The 19,851-nt window shown below is 60.9% G+C and carries 16 protein-coding genes and 3 pseudogenes; 13 read left to right on the forward strand and 6 right to left on the reverse strand.

Annotated elements, in window-relative coordinates; translation table 11 throughout:
* The first annotated feature begins 128 nt into the window (after positions 1 to 128).
* The 4 genes from lpdA (at position 129) to brnQ (ending at position 5,445) form a co-directional block, all read left to right on the forward strand.
* On the forward strand, positions 129 to 1,565 hold the full coding sequence (lpdA, locus tag SLW74_RS15765) for a dihydrolipoyl dehydrogenase (protein ID WP_065986297.1): 1,437 nt from the start codon (positions 129 to 131) through the stop codon (positions 1,563 to 1,565).
* 198 nt (positions 1,566 to 1,763) lie between these two features.
* Positions 1,764 to 2,930 (forward strand): ADP-forming succinate--CoA ligase subunit beta, encoded by a 1,167-nt coding sequence (gene sucC / locus SLW74_RS15770; protein ID WP_004882574.1) that lies wholly within the window; start codon positions 1,764 to 1,766, stop codon positions 2,928 to 2,930.
* The gene (gene sucD / locus SLW74_RS15775) at positions 2,930 to 3,817 is read left to right on the forward strand and encodes a succinate--CoA ligase subunit alpha (protein ID WP_037009399.1); all 888 of its coding nucleotides are present in this window, start codon (positions 2,930 to 2,932) and stop codon (positions 3,815 to 3,817) included. The genes sucC and sucD overlap by 1 nt, the downstream gene beginning before the upstream one ends.
* A gap of 314 nt (positions 3,818 to 4,131) precedes the next feature.
* The gene (gene brnQ / locus SLW74_RS15780; protein ID WP_065986298.1) at positions 4,132 to 5,445 is read left to right on the forward strand and encodes a branched-chain amino acid transport system II carrier protein; all 1,314 of its coding nucleotides are present in this window, start codon (positions 4,132 to 4,134) and stop codon (positions 5,443 to 5,445) included.
* A 120-nt stretch (positions 5,446 to 5,565) separates the two neighbouring features.
* On the opposite strand, the gene SLW74_RS15785 is transcribed toward brnQ, so the two are convergent.
* Entirely contained in the window at positions 5,566 to 5,817 is a 252-nt protein-coding gene (locus SLW74_RS15785) for a hypothetical protein (RefSeq protein WP_065986299.1), read from the reverse strand.
* Positions 5,818 to 6,144: 327 nt separating this feature from the next.
* On the opposite strand from SLW74_RS15785, the gene htpG reads away from it, so the two are divergent.
* Positions 6,145 to 8,049, forward strand: coding sequence for a molecular chaperone HtpG (gene htpG, locus SLW74_RS15790; RefSeq protein WP_410929442.1), 1,905 nt, complete (start codon positions 6,145 to 6,147; stop codon positions 8,047 to 8,049).
* A 78-nt stretch (positions 8,050 to 8,127) separates the two neighbouring features.
* Entirely contained in the window at positions 8,128 to 8,853 is a 726-nt protein-coding gene (locus tag SLW74_RS15795) for a dienelactone hydrolase family protein (RefSeq protein ID WP_410929443.1), read from the forward strand.
* A 70-nt stretch (positions 8,854 to 8,923) separates the two neighbouring features.
* Here SLW74_RS15795 and SLW74_RS15800 read toward each other — a convergent pair whose 3' ends face one another.
* The 5 genes and pseudogenes from SLW74_RS15800 to SLW74_RS15820 all read right to left on the reverse strand — a co-directional run.
* A complete protein-coding gene (locus SLW74_RS15800) occupies positions 8,924 to 9,796 on the reverse strand; it encodes a pirin family protein (protein ID WP_410929444.1) in 873 nt (290 codons plus the stop codon).
* 202 nt (positions 9,797 to 9,998) lie between these two features.
* Entirely contained in the window at positions 9,999 to 11,219 is a 1,221-nt protein-coding gene (gene fabB / locus SLW74_RS15805; protein ID WP_065986302.1) for a beta-ketoacyl-ACP synthase I, read from the reverse strand.
* Between the two features lie 10 nt (positions 11,220 to 11,229).
* The gene (fabA, locus tag SLW74_RS15810) at positions 11,230 to 11,745 is read right to left on the reverse strand and encodes a 3-hydroxyacyl-[acyl-carrier-protein] dehydratase FabA (RefSeq protein WP_065986303.1); all 516 of its coding nucleotides are present in this window, start codon (positions 11,743 to 11,745) and stop codon (positions 11,230 to 11,232) included.
* Between the two features lie 210 nt (positions 11,746 to 11,955).
* Positions 11,956 to 12,336, reverse strand: a pseudogene (locus SLW74_RS15815) (response regulator); the annotation flags it as partial.
* 68 nt (positions 12,337 to 12,404) lie between these two features.
* Positions 12,405 to 13,893 (reverse strand): annotated as a pseudogene (locus SLW74_RS15820) (ATP-binding protein); the annotation flags it as partial.
* 313 nt (positions 13,894 to 14,206) lie between these two features.
* Here SLW74_RS15820 and SLW74_RS15825 point away from each other — a divergent pair.
* The 7 genes and pseudogenes from SLW74_RS15825 to SLW74_RS15855 all read left to right on the forward strand — a co-directional run bounded on the left by SLW74_RS15825 (position 14,207) and on the right by SLW74_RS15855 (position 19,784).
* Positions 14,207 to 15,232 (forward strand): NAD(P)H-dependent glycerol-3-phosphate dehydrogenase, encoded by a 1,026-nt coding sequence (locus SLW74_RS15825; protein ID WP_192136107.1) that lies wholly within the window; start codon positions 14,207 to 14,209, stop codon positions 15,230 to 15,232.
* Positions 15,233 to 15,251: 19 nt separating this feature from the next.
* Positions 15,252 to 15,572, forward strand: a pseudogene (locus SLW74_RS15830) (DUF4389 domain-containing protein); the annotation flags it as partial.
* A gap of 209 nt (positions 15,573 to 15,781) precedes the next feature.
* Positions 15,782 to 16,240: a phosphohistidine phosphatase SixA gene (sixA, locus tag SLW74_RS15835; protein ID WP_065986306.1), complete on the forward strand. Its 459-nt coding sequence runs from the start codon at positions 15,782 to 15,784 to the stop codon at positions 16,238 to 16,240.
* A gap of 80 nt (positions 16,241 to 16,320) precedes the next feature.
* Positions 16,321 to 16,764, forward strand: a complete 444-nt coding sequence (locus tag SLW74_RS15840; RefSeq protein ID WP_410929445.1) for a hotdog fold thioesterase — start codon at positions 16,321 to 16,323, stop codon at positions 16,762 to 16,764.
* A 576-nt stretch (positions 16,765 to 17,340) separates the two neighbouring features.
* Positions 17,341 to 17,640 (forward strand): hypothetical protein, encoded by a 300-nt coding sequence (locus SLW74_RS15845; protein ID WP_410929446.1) that lies wholly within the window; start codon positions 17,341 to 17,343, stop codon positions 17,638 to 17,640.
* 447 nt (positions 17,641 to 18,087) lie between these two features.
* On the forward strand, positions 18,088 to 18,933 hold the full coding sequence (locus SLW74_RS15850) for an alpha/beta fold hydrolase (RefSeq protein ID WP_410929447.1): 846 nt from the start codon (positions 18,088 to 18,090) through the stop codon (positions 18,931 to 18,933).
* Positions 18,930 to 19,784: an alpha/beta fold hydrolase gene (locus tag SLW74_RS15855; protein WP_296313831.1), complete on the forward strand. Its 855-nt coding sequence runs from the start codon at positions 18,930 to 18,932 to the stop codon at positions 19,782 to 19,784. The genes SLW74_RS15850 and SLW74_RS15855 overlap by 4 nt, the downstream gene beginning before the upstream one ends.
* Positions 19,785 to 19,851 lie beyond the last annotated feature (67 nt).

Raw genomic sequence — 19,851 nt, forward strand, 5'->3', positions numbered from 1 at the left:
GCAGCCTGGCGCCGACGCTTGGGTCGTCGCAACATCCTAATGAACAGGCTGCAACTCGTCTGTAAAGCATCACGGATCAGCTTGCAGCTTGTGGCTTAAAGCTCGCAGCTAAAGAGGAACTCTTTTCTATGTCCCAGAAATTCGACGTGGTAGTGATTGGCGCTGGCCCTGGCGGCTATGTGGCCGCTATCAAGGCCGCGCAACTCGGTCTCACGACTGCCTGCATCGAGAAGTACCAGGATAAAGAGGGCAAGCTGGCCCTCGGCGGTACCTGTCTGAACGTGGGCTGCATCCCCTCCAAGGCGCTGTTGGACAGCTCCTGGAAATTCTACGAAGCCAAGAATCAGTTCGGTGTTCACGGTATCTCGCTCAGCGACCTGAAGATGGACATTGCTGCCATGATTGGTCGCAAGGCACAGATCGTCAAAGGCCTGACCGGCGGCGTTGCCAGCCTGTTCAAGGCCAACGGCGTCACTTCCCTGCAGGGCCACGGCAAACTGCTGGCCGGCAAGAAAGTCGAGCTGACCAAGCCTGACGGCACCACCGAAGTCATCGAAGCCGAAAACATCATTCTGGCGTCCGGTTCGCGTCCGATCGACATTCCGCCGGCTCCGGTCAATCAGGTCACCATCGTCGATTCGACAGGCGCCCTGGAATTCCCGGCAGTGCCTGAGCGCCTGTGCGTCATCGGCGCCGGTGTGATCGGTCTGGAACTGGGTTCGGTCTGGGCACGCCTGGGTGCCAAAGTGACGGTTCTCGAAGCGCTGGAGAAATTCCTGCCTGCCGCTGACGAAGCCGTTGCCAAGGAAGCGCAGAAGACCTTCAACAAGCAGGGTCTGGACATCAAGCTGGGCGCTCGCGTCACCGGTTCCAAGGTCAATGGCGATGAAGTGGTCGTGACCTACACCGACAAGGACGGCGAGCAGAACATCACGTTCGACCGCGTTATCGTGGCCGTTGGCCGTCGCCCGGTGACCACCGAGCTGCTGGCTGCCGACAGCGGCGTCGACATCGACGAGCGCGGTTTCATCTTCGTCAACGAGCAGTGCGAGACCAGCGTTCCTGGCGTGTACGCCATCGGTGACGTGGTTCGTGGTCTGATGCTGGCGCACAAAGCGTCCGAAGAAGGCATCATGGTCGTCGAGCGCATCAAGGGTCACAAGACCCAGATGAACTACGACCTGATCCCGTCGGTTATCTATACCCACCCGGAAATCGCGTGGGTCGGCAAGACCGAGCAGACGCTCAAGGCCGAAGGCGTGGAAGTCAACGTCGGTCAGTTCCCGTTCGCGGCGAGCGGCCGTGCAATGGCAGCGAATGACACCGGCGGTTTCGTCAAGGTCATCGCTGATGCCAAGACCGACCGTGTACTGGGTGTGCACGTCATTGGTCCTGGCGCTGCAGAGCTGGTACAGCAGGGCGCGATCGGTATGGAGTTCGGCACCAGTGCCGAAGACATCGGCATGATGGTCTTCTCCCACCCGACGCTGTCCGAAGCGCTGCACGAAGCGGCACTGGCAGTGAATGGCGGCGCCATCCACATCCAGAACAAGAAAAAACGCTGAAAATAACCACGACGATCCGCCCGTCGCAGGCCCTGCTCGCAGGGCTTACCGCGGAAGGATCGTTGGACTCGAACTCCCGGCAGCGCAGGCAGGCTTCACGCCTGATCTGCGTTCTCCGGGAGAAGCGGTCACAGGTGGTGCGGCACGCTTTGACGAGCAGCACCGAATGCGCAGTACCTAACGAAGACGGTAATAAGCATGAATCTTCACGAGTATCAGGGTAAGCAGCTGTTTGCTGAATACGGCCTGCCAGTATCCAAGGGCTATGCAGTAGACACCCCGGAAGCAGCAGCAGAAGCGTGCGACAAAATCGGCGGAACCGAGTGGGTCGTCAAAGCCCAGGTTCACGCAGGCGGTCGCGGTAAAGCGGGCGGCGTCAAGCTGGTTCGCAGCAAGGAAGACGCCGCTGCGTTCGCTCAACAGTGGTTGGGCAAGCGTCTGGTCACTTACCAGACTGATGCCAACGGTCAGCCGGTCACCAAGATCCTGGTTGAATCGTGCACTGACATCGCCAAAGAGCTGTACCTGGGCGCTGTAGTCGATCGTTCGAGCCGCCGTATCGTGTTCATGGCGTCCACCGAAGGTGGCGTGGACATCGAGAAAATCGCTCACGACACGCCTGAGAAGATTCTCAAAGCGACCATCGATCCACTGGTTGGCGCTCAGCCATTCCAGGGTCGCGATCTGGCCTTCCAGCTGGGTCTGGAAGGCAAGCAGGTCACTCAGTTCGCCAAGATCTTCACCGGTCTGGCCAAGCTGTTCCAGGACCACGACCTGGCCCTGCTGGAAGTGAACCCGCTGGTGATCAAGGCTGACGGCGATCTGCATTGCCTCGACGCCAAGATCAACATCGACGCCAACGCCATGTACCGTCAGCCAAAGCTGAAGGCTTTCCACGACCCGTCGCAAGACGACCCACGTGAAGCCCACGCTGCCAAGTTCGAACTGAACTACGTGGCACTGGAAGGCAACATCGGCTGCATGGTCAACGGTGCCGGTCTGGCCATGGGTACCATGGACATCGTCAACCTGCACGGCGGCAAGCCAGCCAACTTCCTCGACGTAGGCGGCGGCGCAACCAAAGAGCGCGTTACCGAAGCGTTCAAGATCATCCTGTCCGACACCAACGTCGCTGCAGTACTGGTCAACATCTTCGGCGGCATCGTCCGTTGCGACATGATTGCCGAAGGCATCATTGGCGCGGTGAAAGAAGTCGGCGTGAAAATCCCGGTTGTTGTTCGCCTTGAAGGCAACAACGCTGAGCTGGGCGCTAAAGTACTGGCAGAAAGCGGCTTGAACATCATCGCAGCTACCAGCCTGACCGACGCTGCTCAACAAGTCGTCAAAGCTGCGGAGGGCAAATAATGAGCGTCCTGATCAATAAAGACACCAAGGTTATCTGCCAGGGCTTCACCGGCTCCCAGGGTACCTTCCACTCCGAGCAAGCCATTGCCTACGGCACCAAAATGGTTGGCGGCGTGACCCCAGGCAAGGGCGGCACCACGCACCTGAACCTGCCAGTGTTCAACACGGTGTCCGAAGCAGTAGAAAAAACCGGCGCAACCGCTTCGGTCATCTACGTTCCGGCTCCGTTCTGCAAGGATTCCATCCTTGAAGCAGCGTTCGGCGGCATCAAGCTGATCGTCTGCATCACCGAAGGCATCCCGACCATCGACATGCTCGAAGCCAAGGTCAAGTGCGACGAACTGGGTGTGGTCCTGATCGGCCCTAACTGCCCAGGCGTCATCACCCCGGGCGAGTGCAAGATCGGCATCATGCCAGGTCACATTCACTTGCCAGGCAAAGTCGGTATCGTGTCGCGTTCCGGCACCCTGACTTACGAAGCTGTGAAGCAGACCACTGACGCCGGTTTCGGTCAGTCGACGTGCGTCGGCATCGGTGGTGATCCGATCCCGGGTTCGAACTTCATCGACATCCTGAAGCTGTTCCAGGAAGACCCGAAGACCGAAGCGATCGTCATGATCGGCGAGATCGGCGGTTCGGCTGAAGAAGAAGCGGCTGCCTACATCAAGGCACACGTGACCAAGCCAGTCGTTTCCTACATCGCGGGTGTGACTGCTCCTCCGGGCAAGCGCATGGGCCATGCGGGCGCGATCATCTCCGGCGGCAAAGGCACTGCAGACGAGAAATTCGCTGCGCTGCAAGACGCAGGCGTGAAAACCGTGCGTTCGCTGGCAGACATCGGCAAAGCCCTGGCTGAGCTGACCGGTTGGGAAGTGAAGAAGGCTTAATCGCCCTCGTCTCACTGCCTGATCAACAAAAGCCACCTTCGGGTGGCTTTTGTGTTTCTGGCGTTTCGATTTGCGCCGGCGGGAAGGCCCTGATCCTGTAAGACATTTCTGATATGCGACACGAACGTGCGTTCAGCGGTCGCACCGCCCTGTATCGGTGCGCCAAATAGGGTAGGCTAGCCGCCGTTTTGTGCAGTCGGCTCCCACAAGGAGCGGCGGCGCGCTCAGGGTCTGTCTTAAAAGGGCGGGCAGCATTTCCCCCACCCTCAGGGAAATCCTCTTCTTAATTCCGATTCAGCAGTGTGGTTTCCTCAATGAAAGTGTTGAAAGGCCAGGACATTCTGGCACTGGGTTTCATGACGTTTGCGCTGTTCGTGGGCGCTGGCAATATCATCTTCCCCCCGATCGTAGGCCTCCAGGCCGGCCCCAATGTATGGATGGCCGCGTTGGGCTTTCTGGTCACGGCGGTCGGCCTTCCGGTGGTCACCGTGATCGCGCTCGCCAAGGTCGGCGGCGCCATGGACGCCTTGAGCAGTCCAATCGGCAAGGTCGCCGGAACCATCCTCGCCGCCGTCTGCTACCTGTCCGTGGGTCCATTGTTCGCCACGCCGCGCACGGCGACGGTGTCGTTTGAGGTCGGCCTGGCGCCCTTAACCGGTGAAAGTCCGCTCGCGCTGTTTCTCTACAGCCTGGTTTATTTCGTGCTGGTGTTCTGGATCTCGCTTTATCCGGGTCGTCTGCTCGACACCGTCGGCCGTTTCCTGGCGCCACTGAAAATCATTGCTTTGGCCATCCTCGGCATCGCCGCGTTTGTCCTGCCGGCGGGTGACGTCGGTATTGCCGAACCTGCCTACGTCGCAGCGCCGTTCTCCCAAGGCTTCATCAACGGCTACCTGACCATGGACACCTTGGGCGCGCTGGTTTTCGGCATCGTCATCGTCAACGCGATTCGCTCGCGCGGTGTCGAGTCGCCTCGGCTGATCACCCGCTACGCCATCATCGCCGGCCTGATCGCCGGTGTGGGACTGGCACTGGTGTACATCAGCCTGTTCCGTCTGGGTTCCGACAGCCACGCCATCGCTGCCGGGGCAACCAATGGCGCCGCTGTGTTGCATGCCTACGTCCAACACACCTTCGGCACGTTGGGCAGCAGCTTCCTTGCCGTGCTGATCTCACTGGCGTGTCTGGTGACCGCCGTCGGCCTGACCTGCGCCTGCGCCGAATACTTCAGCCGCGTGCTGCCCCTCTCTTACAAGACGCTGGTGATTCTGCTGGCAGTGTTTTCCCTGCTGGTGTCCAACCTGGGCCTGACCAAGCTGATCCAGTTCTCGATTCCGGTGCTGACCGCGATCTACCCGCCGTGCATTGCACTGGTGGCGTTGAGCTTCTGCAAGGATTTCTGGCACGAGCAGGGGCGGATCGTGGCGCCGGTCATGCTGGTGGCGTTCCTGATCGGTGCGGTGGATGCGGTGAAGGGCTCTGCGCTGGGTGTGTACCTGCCGGATGCGCTGGCTCATCTGCCCTTGAGCGAGCAAGGCCTGGCATGGCTGATCCCGTCGCTGATCACGCTGTTCGTCGCGTTCGTCGTGGACCGCATGCTCGGCAAGCGCAGCGAGGCACTGGCCTGAGGGGGGGAGGTTGGCGCGCCGTGAAAGCGATGCGCCGATCACTCTGAAGCAGAGCTGATCATTTGATAGACAAAACAAAGCCCGCTTAATGCGGGCTTTGTTTTTTGAAACTCTGGAAACTTACTGCTTAGTTGCAGGTGCTGCCTGGTTCGCTTCTTTAGCGCGCTCTTGAGCGGCTTCAGCGTTCTTTTGAGCGGCTTCCTGACTTTCTTTGGCAGCGTCGTTCACTTTGTCTTGCGCTTTTTGCATCGATTCTTGCGACTGCTCGGCAGCCTTGTTTGCATCTTGCTGTTTATCTTCGGATTTTTTGTCACAGGCGGCGAGGCCCAGAGTGGCAGAAAGCATCAGGGCAATAGCTAAAGATTTACGCATGGGGTGTTTCTCCTTATTGGTCATCAACGTGCCTTCGAGCACTCGGTTATTAGGTTAGTTCCATGTTCCGTCGGGATAAATACATAAGCGTCCCGGCGACGTAATCACTGAGCCGAAGAGAGACGGTGATCGTTTGTGCGCCGTCCTCAGCCATGAGATCGGCGGCCCGAAAATTTTCAGAGGGTGAAGATTCTGCACTGACCGCACGCCTGTCCCTTGAAATCGTCTCCCCAGCCCCCACCTAGATGACAACGCGCTGCTCCGAGCCGCCTTGGGCGTTTCGAGCAGCTCCCCCTATTTGTGTGGACTGATTGGAGTTTGATGACCATGAGTGTGGAAACTCAAAAGGAAACCCTGGGCTTCCAGACCGAGGTGAAGCAGCTGCTGCACCTCATGATCCATTCGCTGTACTCGAACAAGGAAATTTTCCTTCGCGAGCTGATTTCCAACGCGTCCGACGCGGTGGACAAGCTGCGCTTCGAGGCACTGTCCAAGCCTGAGCTGCTGGAAGGCGGCGCCGAGCTGAAGATCCGAGTCAGCTACGACAAGGATGCCAAGACCGTTACCCTGGAAGACAACGGCATCGGCATGAGCCGCGACGATGTCATCACGCATCTGGGCACCATCGCGAAGTCCGGCACCGCCGACTTCATGAAGAACCTGTCCGGTGATCAGAAGAAAGATTCCCACCTGATCGGCCAGTTCGGTGTCGGCTTTTACTCCGCGTTCATCGTTGCCGATCAAGTCGAAGTGTTCACCCGTCGCGCCGGCCTGTCCGCCAGCGACGGTGTGCACTGGTCGTCGAAAGGCGAGGGCGAGTTCGAAGTCGCCACGATCGAGAAAGCCGATCGCGGTACGCGCATCGTGCTGCATCTCAAGAGCGCCGAAGACGAGTTCGCTGACGGCTTCCGTCTGCGTAACATCATCAAAAAGTACTCCGACCACATCGCCCTGCCGATCCAGCTGCCGAAAGAACAGGCGCCGGTCGAAGGCGACGCCGAGCCTGTTGAAGAGTGGGAAACCGTCAACCGCGCCAGCGCCCTGTGGACCCGTCCGCGTACTGAGGTCAAGGACGAGGAATACCAGGAGTTCTACAAGCACATCGCCCACGATTTCGAGAACCCGCTGAGCTGGAGCCACAACAAGGTTGAAGGCAAGCTGGAATACAGCTCGCTGTTGTACGTGCCGGCCCGCGCGCCGTTCGATCTGTACCAGCGCGAAGCACCGCGCGGCCTGAAGCTGTACGTGCAGCGCGTATTTGTCATGGACCAGGCGGAATCGTTCCTGCCGCTGTACCTGCGCTTCATCAAAGGCGTGGTCGATTCCAACGACCTGTCCCTGAACGTGTCCCGTGAAATCCTGCAGAAAGACCCGATCATCGATTCGATGAAGTCCGCGCTGACCAAGCGTGTGCTGGACATGCTGGAGAAGCTGGCGAAAAACCAGCCGGAAGAATACAAAGGCTTCTGGAAAAACTTCGGTCAGGTGCTGAAAGAAGGGCCGGCCGAAGACTTCGCCAACAAAGAAAAAATCGCCGGCCTGTTGCGCTTCGCGTCGACCTCCGACGACAGCGGCGAGCAAAGCGTGTCGTTGACCGACTACCTGTCGCGCGCCAAGGAAGGTCAGGACAAGATCTACTTCCTCACCGGCGAAAGCTACGCCCAGGTCAAGAACAGCCCGCACCTCGAAGTCTTCCGCAAGAAAGGCATTGAAGTGCTGCTGCTGACCGACCGTATCGACGAGTGGCTGATGAGCTACCTGAGCGACTTCGACGGCAAGGGCTTTGTCGACGTGGCACGCGGTGACCTGGATCTGGGCAAGCTTGATTCCGAAGAGGACAAGAAGGCCCAGGAAGAAGTCGCCAAGGACAAGGAAGGCCTGATCGAACGCCTGAAAACGGCGCTGGGTGAAGCCGTCAGCGAAGTGCGGGTTTCCCACCGTCTGACCGATTCGCCGGCGATTCTGGCGATTGGCGAGCAGGACCTGGGTCTGCAGATGCGTCAGATTCTGGAAGCCAGCGGTCAGAAGGTGCCGGACTCCAAGCCGATCTTCGAATTCAACCCGTCGCACCCGCTGATCGGCAAGCTGGACAACGAGCAGAATGAAGACCGCTTCGGTGATCTGTCGCACATCCTGTTCGACCAGGCTGCGCTGGCGGCCGGCGACAGCTTGAAGGATCCGGCGGCCTACGTGCGCCGCCTGAACAAGTTGTTGGTTGAGCTCTCGGTTTAACATCAGCGTCACGGCAGAACCCGCTTCGGCGGGTTTTGTCATTTAATCTCCCTCCATCCTTATCAGCAGGAGTTCGCTATGAGCAATGTGACCGTGCAGTCCATCGTGTATGAGATCGATGGCGTGAGCTACGAGAGTCGTCTGGCCTTCGCCGAAGGCGGTCAGGCCTTACCGGGTCTGGTGATGGCGCCTAACTGGATGGGTGTCAGCACAGATGCCGAGCAGATTGCCAAAGACGTGGCGGCGAAGGGCTATGTGGTGTTGCTGGCGGACCTGTATGGCCAGCAGGTGCGCCCGTCCAATGGCGATGAAGCGGCGGCTGCCATGATGCCGTTGAAAAATGATCGCGTGCTGTTGAACACGCGCATGAAGGCTGCACTGGATCAACTGACCACACAGACCATCGCCACCGTCGACACGTCCCGGCTGGCGGCGTTTGGCTTCTGCTTCGGCGGTTGCTGCGCGCTGGAACTGGCGCGCACCGGTGCACCGTTGAAGGCAGCGGTGTCCTTCCATGGCACCCTCGACACCCCGAACCCGGCTGACGCCAACAACATCAAGGGCAAGGTGCTGGTGATGCACGGCGCGTCCGACCCTCTGGTGCCGAAGGAGCAACTGCCGGCGTTTGAAGCTGAAATGAACGCTGCCAATGTCGACTGGCAACTGCTGAGCTACGGCGGCGCGTTCCATTCCTTCACCGACCCGCACGCCAACAACCCGGGCGTGCAGATGTACAACCCTATCGTCTCGAAGCGTGCGTTTACCTCGATGCACAACCTGCTGGACGAAGTGTTCGCGGGCTAATGTGATGTTTTAACTGTTGTGAGAGTGCCCCTCCGGTCACTCCCACAGAGTCCGGGCAGGCCGCGGCCAATCAGCGCTTCGGCCTGCTGCCCACCGGCAATTCAATCCGCTCTACTTCCTCCGGCACGGTCGGCCAGTCCCCGGCCGCCCATTTCGCCGTGGCCTGTTCAATCAGCGCCGGATCGCTGGCGACGAAATTCCAGTTCATCCTCCTCGGCCCATCCAGTGGCGCGCCGCCGATCAGTACCGCGTGGCATTCGCTTTCCGCACACAGCGTCGGCTCGCTCCCTGCATCCAGCACCACCAGGCTGCGCGGCTGCACCGGCTCGGCGTCCAGCAGCAGCTCACCTTCGATCACGTACAGGGCGCGCTCCTCGTGTTCGGCCGGGATTCGCAGCGTTGTCGCGGTCTGCAGGTTCAGTTCGGCGTAAAGGGTGGGCGACAGCACCGGCACAGGCGACTTCAGGCAAAAGCCTTCGCCAGCAATCAGGCGGATACGAATGCCCATGGCGTCGCTGACCGGCAGTGTGTGGGCGGGGTGATGGCTGTAATGTCCGGCCCCTTGCTCATGGGACTTGGGCGACGCCAGCCAGACTTGCAGGCCATGCAGTCGCGAGCCGCTGGCGTGCAGCGCTTCGGGCGTGCGCTCGATGTGGGCGATGGCGCTGCCGGCGGTCATCCAGCTGACCTCGCCGGGTCTGACGTGCTGATCACTGCCGAGGCTGTCCTTGTGTCGGATCTCGCCTTCGAACAAGTAGGTCAGTGTCGAGAGGCCGATGTGCGGGTGCTGACGGATGTCCATGCCGGTGCCGGGGGCGTAGGTGGTCTCCAGCATGTGATCGAAAAAAACGAAAGGCCCCACGCTCCGGCATCGCGCAGCGGGGAGGGGACGCAGGATCGGTTGGCCTTCTACGTCTTCAGCGCGGGGAATGATGGTCAGCATGATGGCTTTCTCTCTTTCGGTTCGGTTGTAGGACCGGCTTCAGCCGGGAAGGGGCCGGTCTGGGCACTAGCAATCCTGCGGCGTGACGCCCGATGTGTTCCCGGCCAAAGCCGGTCCTGCGAAATCAGGTCCGAGCCAATGCATTTTAACCGGCCACAAAAAAGGCGCCCCGAGGGGCGCCTTTTGTCTGCAACTGACTGGATTACTTGCCAGTCCAGCGCTTCATTACCAGGGTGGCGTTGGTGCCGCCAAAGCCGAAGCTGTTGCTCATCACCAGATTCAGCTCGGTGTTTTCGCGGGTCTTGGTCAGGATCGGCATGTCGGCAACGGCTGGGTCCAGCTCGTCGATGTTGGCCGAACCGGCCATGAAGTTGCCTTCCATCATCAGCATGCAATAGATCGCTTCGTGAACGCCGGCGGCGCCCAGGGAGTGACCCGACAGGCTCTTGGTGGAGCTGATCGCCGGGGCCTTGTCGCCGAACACTTCACGCACGCCTTCCATTTCCTTGACGTCGCCGACCGGAGTGGAAGTGCCGTGAGTGTTCAGGTAGTCGATGGTGCCATCAACCGTGGACAGCGCCTGCTGCATGCAGCGGATGGCGCCTTCGCCGCTCGGAGCGACCATGTCGTAACCGTCGGACGTGGCGCCGTAGCCAACCAGCTCCGCGTAGATCTTCGCGCCACGGGCGAGAGCGTGTTCCAGCTCCTCGACCACGACCATGCCGCCGCCGCCGGCGATGACGAAACCGTCACGGTCAGCATCGTAGGCACGGGAAGCCTGTTCCGGGGTGTCGTTGCGTTTGCTGGACAGCGCGCCCATGGCGTCGAACAGGAACGACTGGCTCCAGTGCTCCTCTTCGCCACCGCCGGCAAACACGATGTCCTGCTTGCCCATCTGAATCTGTTCCATGGCGGTGCCAATGCAGTGAGCACTGGTGGCGCAGGCAGACGCGATGGAGTAGTTCAGGCCCTTGATCTTGAATGGCGTCGCCAGACACGCCGATACCGTGCTGCTCATGGTGCGGGTCACGCGGTAGGGGCCGACGCGCTTGACGCCTTTCTCGCGCAGGATATCCAGCGCTTCCATCTGGTTCAGCGTCGATGCGCCGCCCGAGCCGGCAATCAGACCGGTACGCGGGTTGGACACCTGCTCTTCGGTCAGGCCGGAGTCGGTGACAGCGTCTTTCATCGCCAGGTAGGCATAGGCAGCGGCGTGGCCCACAAAGCGGAAGATCTTGCGATCGATCAGCTCTTCAAGGTTGAGGTCGATGGAGCCCGACACCTGGCTGCGCAGACCCATTTCGGCGTATTCCGGATTGAAACGGATGCCAGGGCGAGTTGCACGCAGGTTGGCGGAGACGGTGTCTTTGTCATTGCCCAAGCAGGAAACAATGCCCAGACCAGTGATAACGACGCGGCGCATGCGAATACCCTTAGAAATTTTCAGTGGAAGTGAAGACGCCGACACGCAGGCCTTCAGCGGTATAGATTTCACGGCCGTCCACGCTGACCGAACCGTCGGCGATCGCCAGGTTCAGCTTGCCTTTGAGGACGCGCTTGATGTGAATGTTGTAGGTGACCTTCTTGGCGGTCGGAAGAACCTGGCCGAAGAATTTCACTTCGCCCGAGCCCAGTGCGCGGCCGCGGCCCGGCAGGCCTTGCCAGCCCAGGAAGAAGCCGACCAGTTGCCACATGGCATCGAGGCCCAGGCAACCTGGCATCACCGGGTCACCTTCGAAGTGACAGGCGAAGAACCACAGGTCCGGGGTGATATCGAGTTCGGCGACCAATTCACCTTTGCCGAACTTGCCGCCTTCTTCACTGATGTGGGTGATGCGATCAACCATCAGCATGTTGGGGGCGGGCAATTGCGCGTTACCTGGGCCGAACAGCTCGCCGCGACTGCAGCGCAGCAGGTCTTCCCGGGTAAAGGCGTTTTGTTTGGTCATGCGAGCTCCTCGATAATCCTGTGCGGCAGGGTGTGGCGTTACGTACCCAATCTGGCCAGCGGGTTATCCCTCTGCTGGCAGCCTACTCATAGACTATTGCGTTGTAGTGAAAGTCACAGCACGGGTGAAATGAATGTACACCTGTGCACTGAAATTTTTCGTCCGCGCGTTGGCGTGGGTCGAATCGGCACACAAGACTGCCGCAATTTATCATTTACCGCCAGTCGCGGGTGGCTTAATGGTCAGCCAACGCTGCAAAACCTGCTGTAAATCAGTACGTTTGAACGGCTTGGCCAGGTAATCGTTCATTCCGGCTTGCAGACAAATGTCCCGGTCGCCGTGCTGGGCGTTGGCGGTCAGGGCAATAATGGGCAGCGTCGTCAGCCCCGGCAGCAGTCGGATTCGGCGCGTCGCCTCGTAGCCGTCCATGACCGGCAGCCGGCAATCCATCAGGATCAGCGCGAAGCGCTCCCGACTGGCCATGTTCACCGCTTCAAGGCCATCCGCCGCTACGCTCACCTGCAAACCTAGGCTGCGCAGCATTGCCTCGACCACCGTGCGGTTCACCGGGTTGTCCTCGACCAGCAACACGCAGGCATCGCGGCTCTGGGGCAATTCAGCCACGGCGCCTGATGCGGGTTCGATCACCGGCTGTTGAACCCGCTGCAGCGGGATTTGCAGCTGGAACACCGAGCCCAGTCCCTCGCTGCTCTGCGCCTGCAGCGACCCGCCCATTCGTTCGGCCAGATTGCGCGCAATGGGCAGGCCCAGGCCAGTGCCGCCGTAGCGTCGGGAGATGGAGTTGTCCGCTTGCTGAAACGCGTCGAACATCGATTCCAGCAGGTCGGGAGAAATCCCGATGCCGCTGTCGCGTACCGCGCAGGTAAACCGAACGTGGTGGGGGTCGGCGAGGGTGAAACCCGCCTCGACGCGCACGCTGCCACATTCGGTGAATTTCAGCGCATTGCCGATCAGGTTGACCAGGATCTGCCGGATGCGCGTAGGGTCGCCGGTCACCTGCAACGCCTCCATCGAAGGCGGTAACTCCAGTTCCAGTGCCAGACCGCGCTGCTGCGCGTTGTGGGCAAACGCCTGAACCGAGGTGCTGATCAGGTCGGCGAGGTTGAATGGAATGCTTTCCAACTCCAGCGCATCGCGTTCGAAGCGGGAGAAATCCAGAATGTCGTTGATAACGCGCAGGAGGTGTTCGGTGGATTCCATGGCCAGCGCGGCGTATTCGGCCTGCTCGTCGGTCATCTTCGTGGTTTCCATCAACTGCAGCATACCCAGCACCCCATTCATGGGCGTGCGCAGCTCGTGGCTCATCATGGCCAGGAATTCGGACTTGGCATTATTGGCGCGTTCGGCTTCTTCGCGGGTGCGGATGAGCTCGTCCATCGCTTGCTTCTGCTCGCGGCTGGCCTTCTCCAGGCCCAAAGCCAGATTGTTGATGTGCCGCGCCAGATCGCCCAGCTCGGCATCATCTGCAACGGGCAGCGGCGCCGAGTAATCGCCACGCTGGATGGCCTTCACCGCCGCGCTCATGGCGCTGATCGGCTGGGACAGGCTCAGCGACAGACGTCTGGCCAGCATGTAAGTAAACAGAAGGGCGAACATCGCCAGCACACCCGCTTTCAGCAATATCTCCTGCTCGCGCTGATTGAAGGCGTCACTGGACATGCCCACCAGCACCCGTCCCAGATAGCCTTCGACCGGCACGCTGATGGCGTTATCGGAAACGGCCTTATTGGCATCCTCGATCGGCTGTGCAGATCGGGCTGGCTGCAGGCGGATGGGCGCCTGGAACACTTCCATCTGCCGCGAATGCCCCTGTTCCTCGGCGGGTTCGACATGAACGAGTACCTTTCCGGCACTGTCGCGCACTTCGAGAAAACGCACGTGGGGCGTGTTCATCGTGGCGTTCATGAGGTTTTCCAGCACCGCGTTATTGCCGACGATGACGCCGTACTCCGAAGCGGGGGCCAGCTGGTTGGCGATGAGTTGCCCGGTGTGATTGAGCTCCTGTCGCAGGTCCTGAATCCGCACCACGGTGAAGAAGCTGATCAGCAACAAGGTCAGCAATAACGCCGGGCCCAGGCTGAGGATCTGCGTCCGGGTGCTGATGTTCCAGCCGCGTTGAGCCGTCACGAGGGGGTTCCGGCGGTCTGCGCCCGGAGGGTTTGCCGATGTTCAGGCATGGCGAAGCCTGACGGGGGACGGGCGGTGGACGCGTGGTGTCATGTGACGGATCTCTTCGGGAGCACCCTGACGATAGCTCATCGGCGCCATTGAGGAATTTTCATCTCAGGGACGCATCTTAACCGAGCTGTGGGCAATTTCCTCGGCAAGAGTGGGGGATGGCCTGTAAGTTCGTGGGGTCACCTTTTGCCGCTGGCCGCGAGCCCGGGGCTCCGTATAATGCCCGCATCGCCAGATGTGATGGCCCTGAATGGATTGTTTTATGACCCAGCAGCAACCAATAGCGGTCCTTGGCGGCGGCAGCTTCGGGACCGCAGTGGCCAATCTGTTGGCCGGCAACGGTCATCGGGTGACACAGTGGATGCGCGATCCGGAGCAGGCCGAGGCGATTCGCGTCAATCGCGAGAACCCGCGCTACCTCAAGGGCATCAAGGTGCTCGAAGGCGTTGAGCCGGTCACTGACCTGCACGCCACGTTGCAGGACAGTCAACTGGTCTTCGTCGCGTTGCCGTCCAGTGCGTTGCGTGGCGTACTGACCCCGCACGTCGACCTGCTCGCCGGGAAAATGCTGGTCAGCCTGACCAAGGGCATCGAGGCCGACACCTTCAAGCTCATGAGCGAGATCCTTGAGGACATCGCGCCCGCTGCGCGAATCGGCGTGTTGTCCGGCCCCAACCTGGCCCGCGAAATCGCCGAGCACGCCCTGACCGCCACGGTGGTCGCCAGCGAAGATGAGGACCTCTGTCAGCAGGTTCAGGCTGCACTGCACGGCCGCACGTTCCGAGTGTACGCCAGCGCCGACCGTTTTGGCGTGGAGCTGGGCGGCGCGCTGAAAAACGTCTACGCCATCATCGCCGGCATGGCGGTGGCGCTGAACATGGGCGAGAACACCAAGAGCATGCTGATCACTCGCGCGCTGGCGGAAATGACCCGTTTCGCGGTCAGCCAGGGTGCCAATCCGATGACCTTCCTGGGCCTGGCCGGGGTCGGCGATCTGATCGTTACCTGCTCCTCGCCGAAGAGCCGCAATTACCAGGTCGGTTTTGCCCTGGGGCAGGGCCTGAGCCTCGACGAAGCGGTGACCCGGCTGGGTGAAGTCGCCGAGGGCGTCAACACGCTCAAGGTGCTGAAGACCAAAGCGCAGGAGTTGCAGGTGTACATGCCGCTGGTGGCCGGGCTGCACGCCATTCTGTTCGAGGGCCGCACGCTGGAGCAGGTCATCGAGCTGCTGATGCGCGCCGAGCCCAAGACCGACGTCGATTTCATTTCAACCAGTGGTTTCAACTGATCCCCACACGGAGAAGCTCTTGAACGAATCAAAACTCAAGCAACACGAATCGATCCTGCTGCGCATCCTGTGGATGGTGCTGTTTGTGCTGGTCTGGCAGGTGGCGGAAGTGGTTCTGGCGGTGGCCGTCCTGGTGCAGCTGGTTTACCGGCTGTTCAACGGCGCGCCGAGCCTCAGCGTGATGTCATTTGGCGACAGCCTGAGCCAGTACTTGGCGCAGATAGGCCGCTTCGGCACCTTCCACACCGATCAGAAGCCGTGGCCATTCGCCGATTGGCCAACGCCGCGTGCGCCTGAAGGCGAGGCGCCACACGTTGCCACGGTCAAGCCGCAACCGGCGCCTTCTGCTCCGCAACCCGCTGCAGCCACGCCGCCTCCGGCACCCGTGACGCCGCAGCCGGTTCCTGCTGCGACGCCACCGGTTTCCGACACGCCGCAACCTGGCTCCGAAACCCCGCCGGTGGTTCCCTACGCCTCGCCCGCGGCTGCGGACACATCGCCATCGGCACCGGTTACGCCGCCGTCCACGCCGGGCGAAGGGCCAAAGCTGTGAAGGTCTGGATTCTGCGCCATGGCGAGGCGAAACCTCAGGCCCCTACGGACGCCGAGCGGGAGCTGACCGCCAATGGTCGCGAAGAGGTTTTGCGCAGTGCCGCTCACCTGATGGGGCAGCCCGTGCAGCGGATCATCGCGAGCCCGTATGTGCGTGCCCAACAGACCGCCGAGCTGGTCCGTCAAGCGCTTGGGTTCACGGAGGCCATCGTGACCGTGCCGTGGCTGACGCCCGACTGCAATCCGCACAAGGTGCTGGAGCAACTGAGTGCGTACAGTGCGGAGAATGTCTTGCTGGTCAGTCATCAACCGTTGGTGGGCACGTTGATCGGGCTGGCGGTACATGGCTCGTTGCAGCAGGCGCAACCGATGCACACCGCCAGTCTTGCTCAGCTTGAGGCGGATTTGCCGCTTGCTGGCGCGATGGAATTGGTGGATGTTCGGCACGCTGAATGATGGCAGCGGTGAGCGGTTGTCAGCGCTCCTGGTGTTGAATGAGAGAAGTGGTGCAAACCCTCCAATAACAAGGAAGAACCATGAGTGTATGGCGTAGCCCTCCGGACCTCGACGCGCTGAATGCGAAGCAGAAGAACACCATCGGTGAGGTGCTGGATATCCGGTTTGAAGCCGTCGACGATCGGTCTTTGACGGCGAGCATGGCGGTGGATGAGCGCACTCATCAGCCTTACGGTTTGTTGCACGGCGGCGCCTCGGTGGTGCTGGCGGAGACGGTGGGTTCTACCGCGAGTTATCTGGTGATTGATACGGATCGGTTTTTTTGTGTGGGGATTGAGGTCAACGCGAACCATTTGCGCGGGGTGCGCAGTGGGCGGGTGACGGCGGCGGCGCACCCGGTGCATATCGGGCGCACGACCCATGTCTGGGACATTCGTTTGTCGACGGAGGATGGCAAGGCCTGTTGCATTTCCCGGTTGACCGTGGCGGTGGTGCCGCATGGGGAGCAGCCGCCCGGGCGTTGAGCGAAGATCAAGAGCGTCGGCCTAACGGCCTCCGGTTTCGCCTTCGGCGAGTTACTTGGAAAGGCACCCCAAGTAACCAAGGGTGCTTGCTCCTGGTTTGGCCCCTCCTGCGTCGGGGTTCCTTCACTCCGGTCTCGCTCCGTGGGCCCCCGCCGAACGGACATCCATGTCCGCAACGGCGCTCACGCCGCATCCATGCGGCTCGGCCCACTGCGCGAGACCTGCGTTCAGCCTGCACCCAAGTCGCGTTTCGTGGTGTCCTGGCTTTTTGCGTATGAAGATCAAAAGCAGATCAAGGGCTTCCCGGCTGAAGCCGGTCCTACGGTCTAGTAGCGTCGCTACTCCCACTGACTGCACGCGCTGCTTTTCGTGGGACCGGCTTTAGCCGGGAAGAGGCCAGTCCAGGCGCCGGTATTTCCTGAGCTCTAACATCTGATCGTTCCAAGCTTCAAGGGGACTGATTTATTTACAGCGCTTCACCGTAAATCAATCTGTCCCCGGTGTACCGAGATTGCAAAACTCGCCGCCGAACTCTCGACGCCCGAGAAGACCAAGGCGAGTGCGGGCGAAACTGCAATGAGCCGATGGCTGGCGCGTATCTACGACGACCAGTCGCTCAACAATGTCGAGTTTCAGCAATTGCGTGATGAGGCTGATCGCAGGCTGGACGCGTTGAAGGAGCTGTATCCGGAAAGTGATGGTCTGGGCACTTTTCAGAAAGCCGCAGATGACGCCGTGCAGCAGATGCAGGTGGGGATTTTGAGTTTTAAAACGAGGCACTTGCCCGAGGAGGCAAAGGCAAACATTCAGGAGGCGTACGCCTTCCAGGTCGCCTATATTCAGGCGTCTCTGGACCGTTTCACACAGATGCTCTGAGCCGGTTGGACCTGCGGCTCGATCCATTGCGCGAGACCTCCGTTCAGCCGGCACCCAAGTCGCGATTGGTGGTGTATGGGCGTTTTGCGTAGGAAGATCAAAAGCAGATCAAGGGCTTCCCGGCTGAAGCCGGTCCTACGGTCGGGGGGCCTCGCTACTCCCGCTGACTGCACGCGCTGCTTTTTGTGGACCGGCTTTAGCCGGGAGGAAGCCAGCCCTGACGCCGGTATTCCTGAGCTCTGACACCTGATCGTTCCCACCCTCCGCGTGGGAATGCCACGCCTGACGCCTTCCCGGCTAAAGCCGGTCCCACTTTATCGTTCAAACGCACCCTATAAACACGCCCATGACCGGAGTGGCCTCATCGATGGCAGTTCCGGTCATTGCCGCCCCTGTCGGGCGGTGCGCACAATCGCGGCTTGTTCTGGTTGCTCTGGGTGCGTCGGCATGGCTCAACTTCTGTTTTTCGCTCACGCCAATGGCTTCCCGTCGGGCACGTACGGCAAGTTGTTCGCGGCGCTCGGGCCTGAGTTCGAGATTCGGCATCTGGAGCAGCATGCCCACAACCCGCAATTTCCGGTGACGGACAACTGGCCGGAGCTGGTGGATGAGTTGATTCACCATGTGCGCGAGCAGGCTCAACCGGTGTGGGGCGTCGGGCATTCTCTGGGCGGTGTGCTGCATTACCACGCGGCGTTGCGTCATCCCGAGCTGTACCGGGGCGTGGTGATGCTTGATTCGCCAGTGCTGACGCGGTTCGATCAGTGGATGATTCGCGCGGCCAAGCGCTTTGGCTTCATTGATCGCATCACGCCCGCAGGCCGGACCTTGGGGCGCCGGGAGGTGTTCAGCAGCGTTGAGACGGCCCGGGAATACTTTGCCGGCAAGTCGCTGTTTCGGCGTTTCGATCCCGAATGCTTCGAGGCGTATCTGCTTCACGGGTTGCAAGCCGATGGCGACGGGTTGCGCCTGCGTTTCGATCCTGCGACCGAAATCAGCATCTACCGCAGCGTGCCCCACACCAGCCCCGGCCTGGCGCGTCAGTTGCGTGTGCCGTTGGCGATGGTGCGGGGCGAAAGCAGTGACGTGGTGCGGCGCCACCATGCGCTGTCGGTTAAAAGCATGCGCGAGGGCGTATATCTTTCCGTCCCCGGCGGGCATATGTTCCCGCTCGAACATCCCGAGGACACCGCCCACATGCTCAGAACGCTGTTTTCCCGCTGGACGGCCGGCGCTGACGGCGCAACTGCAATGCCAGACGCAGACGCCGCGCTTGAACGAGCACGCGCATGACCTGCTCGGTAGAAGAAATCCGCCTGAGCCTGCCCCATATTGAACTGGCGGCTCATCTGTTTGGTCCCCAGGACGGCATTCCGGTAATCGCATTGCATGGCTGGCTGGACAACGCCAACAGCTTCGCGCGCCTGGCGCCCAGGCTTGAAGGGCTGCGGATTCTGGCGCTGGACATGGCCGGGCATGGTCACTCCGACCACCGTCCGCCAGGTTCGGCCTATGGTTTGCCGGACTATGCCCACGATGTGTTGCAGGTGGCGGGGCAGATGGGCTGGGAGCGGTTTTCCCTGCTGGGTCATTCGTTGGGGGCGATCATTTCAGTGATCGTCGCAGCGGCTGTCCCCGAGCGGGTGAGTCGTCTGGGTTTGATCGACGGCCTGGTGCCGCCAGTGGGCGAGCCAGAGTCTGTCGTCGAACGAATGGGTGCGGCGCTGAAGGCGCAATTGACCCAGCAGAGCAAGCGCAAGCCGGTCTATTCGGACATGGACCGGGCAGTGGAGGCGCGGATGAAAGGCATGGTCGCGGTCAGTCGCGAGGCCGCCGAGCTGTTGGCCCAGCGTGGCTTGATGCCGGTGCCAGGTGGTTACACCTGGCGCAGCGACAGCCGGCTGACATTGCCCTCGGCGATTCGTCTCACGCGAGCGCAGGCGCTGTCTTTCGTCGCGGCGGTGCGCTGCCCGGCGCATTTGATCGTTGCCGAGGAGGGCATGCTGGCGCAGAACCGGGAGCTGCTGGCCAGCGTTCCTTTTACGGTGACGTCCTTACCGGGCGGGCACCATCTGCACCTCAACGATGAGGCGGGTGCGCGCTCTGTTGCAGACTGTTTCAATCGCTTCTTCGCCGTTCCTTGACTTGCGACCTGCAACTGCCGAGGCTGGGGCAGTTGAAACAGGAGACTGCACGATGGACCACTGCCCA

Source organism: Pseudomonas sp. W5-36 (assembly GCF_046540455.1).
Classification (GTDB): domain Bacteria; phylum Pseudomonadota; class Gammaproteobacteria; order Pseudomonadales; family Pseudomonadaceae; genus Aquipseudomonas; species Aquipseudomonas graminis_B.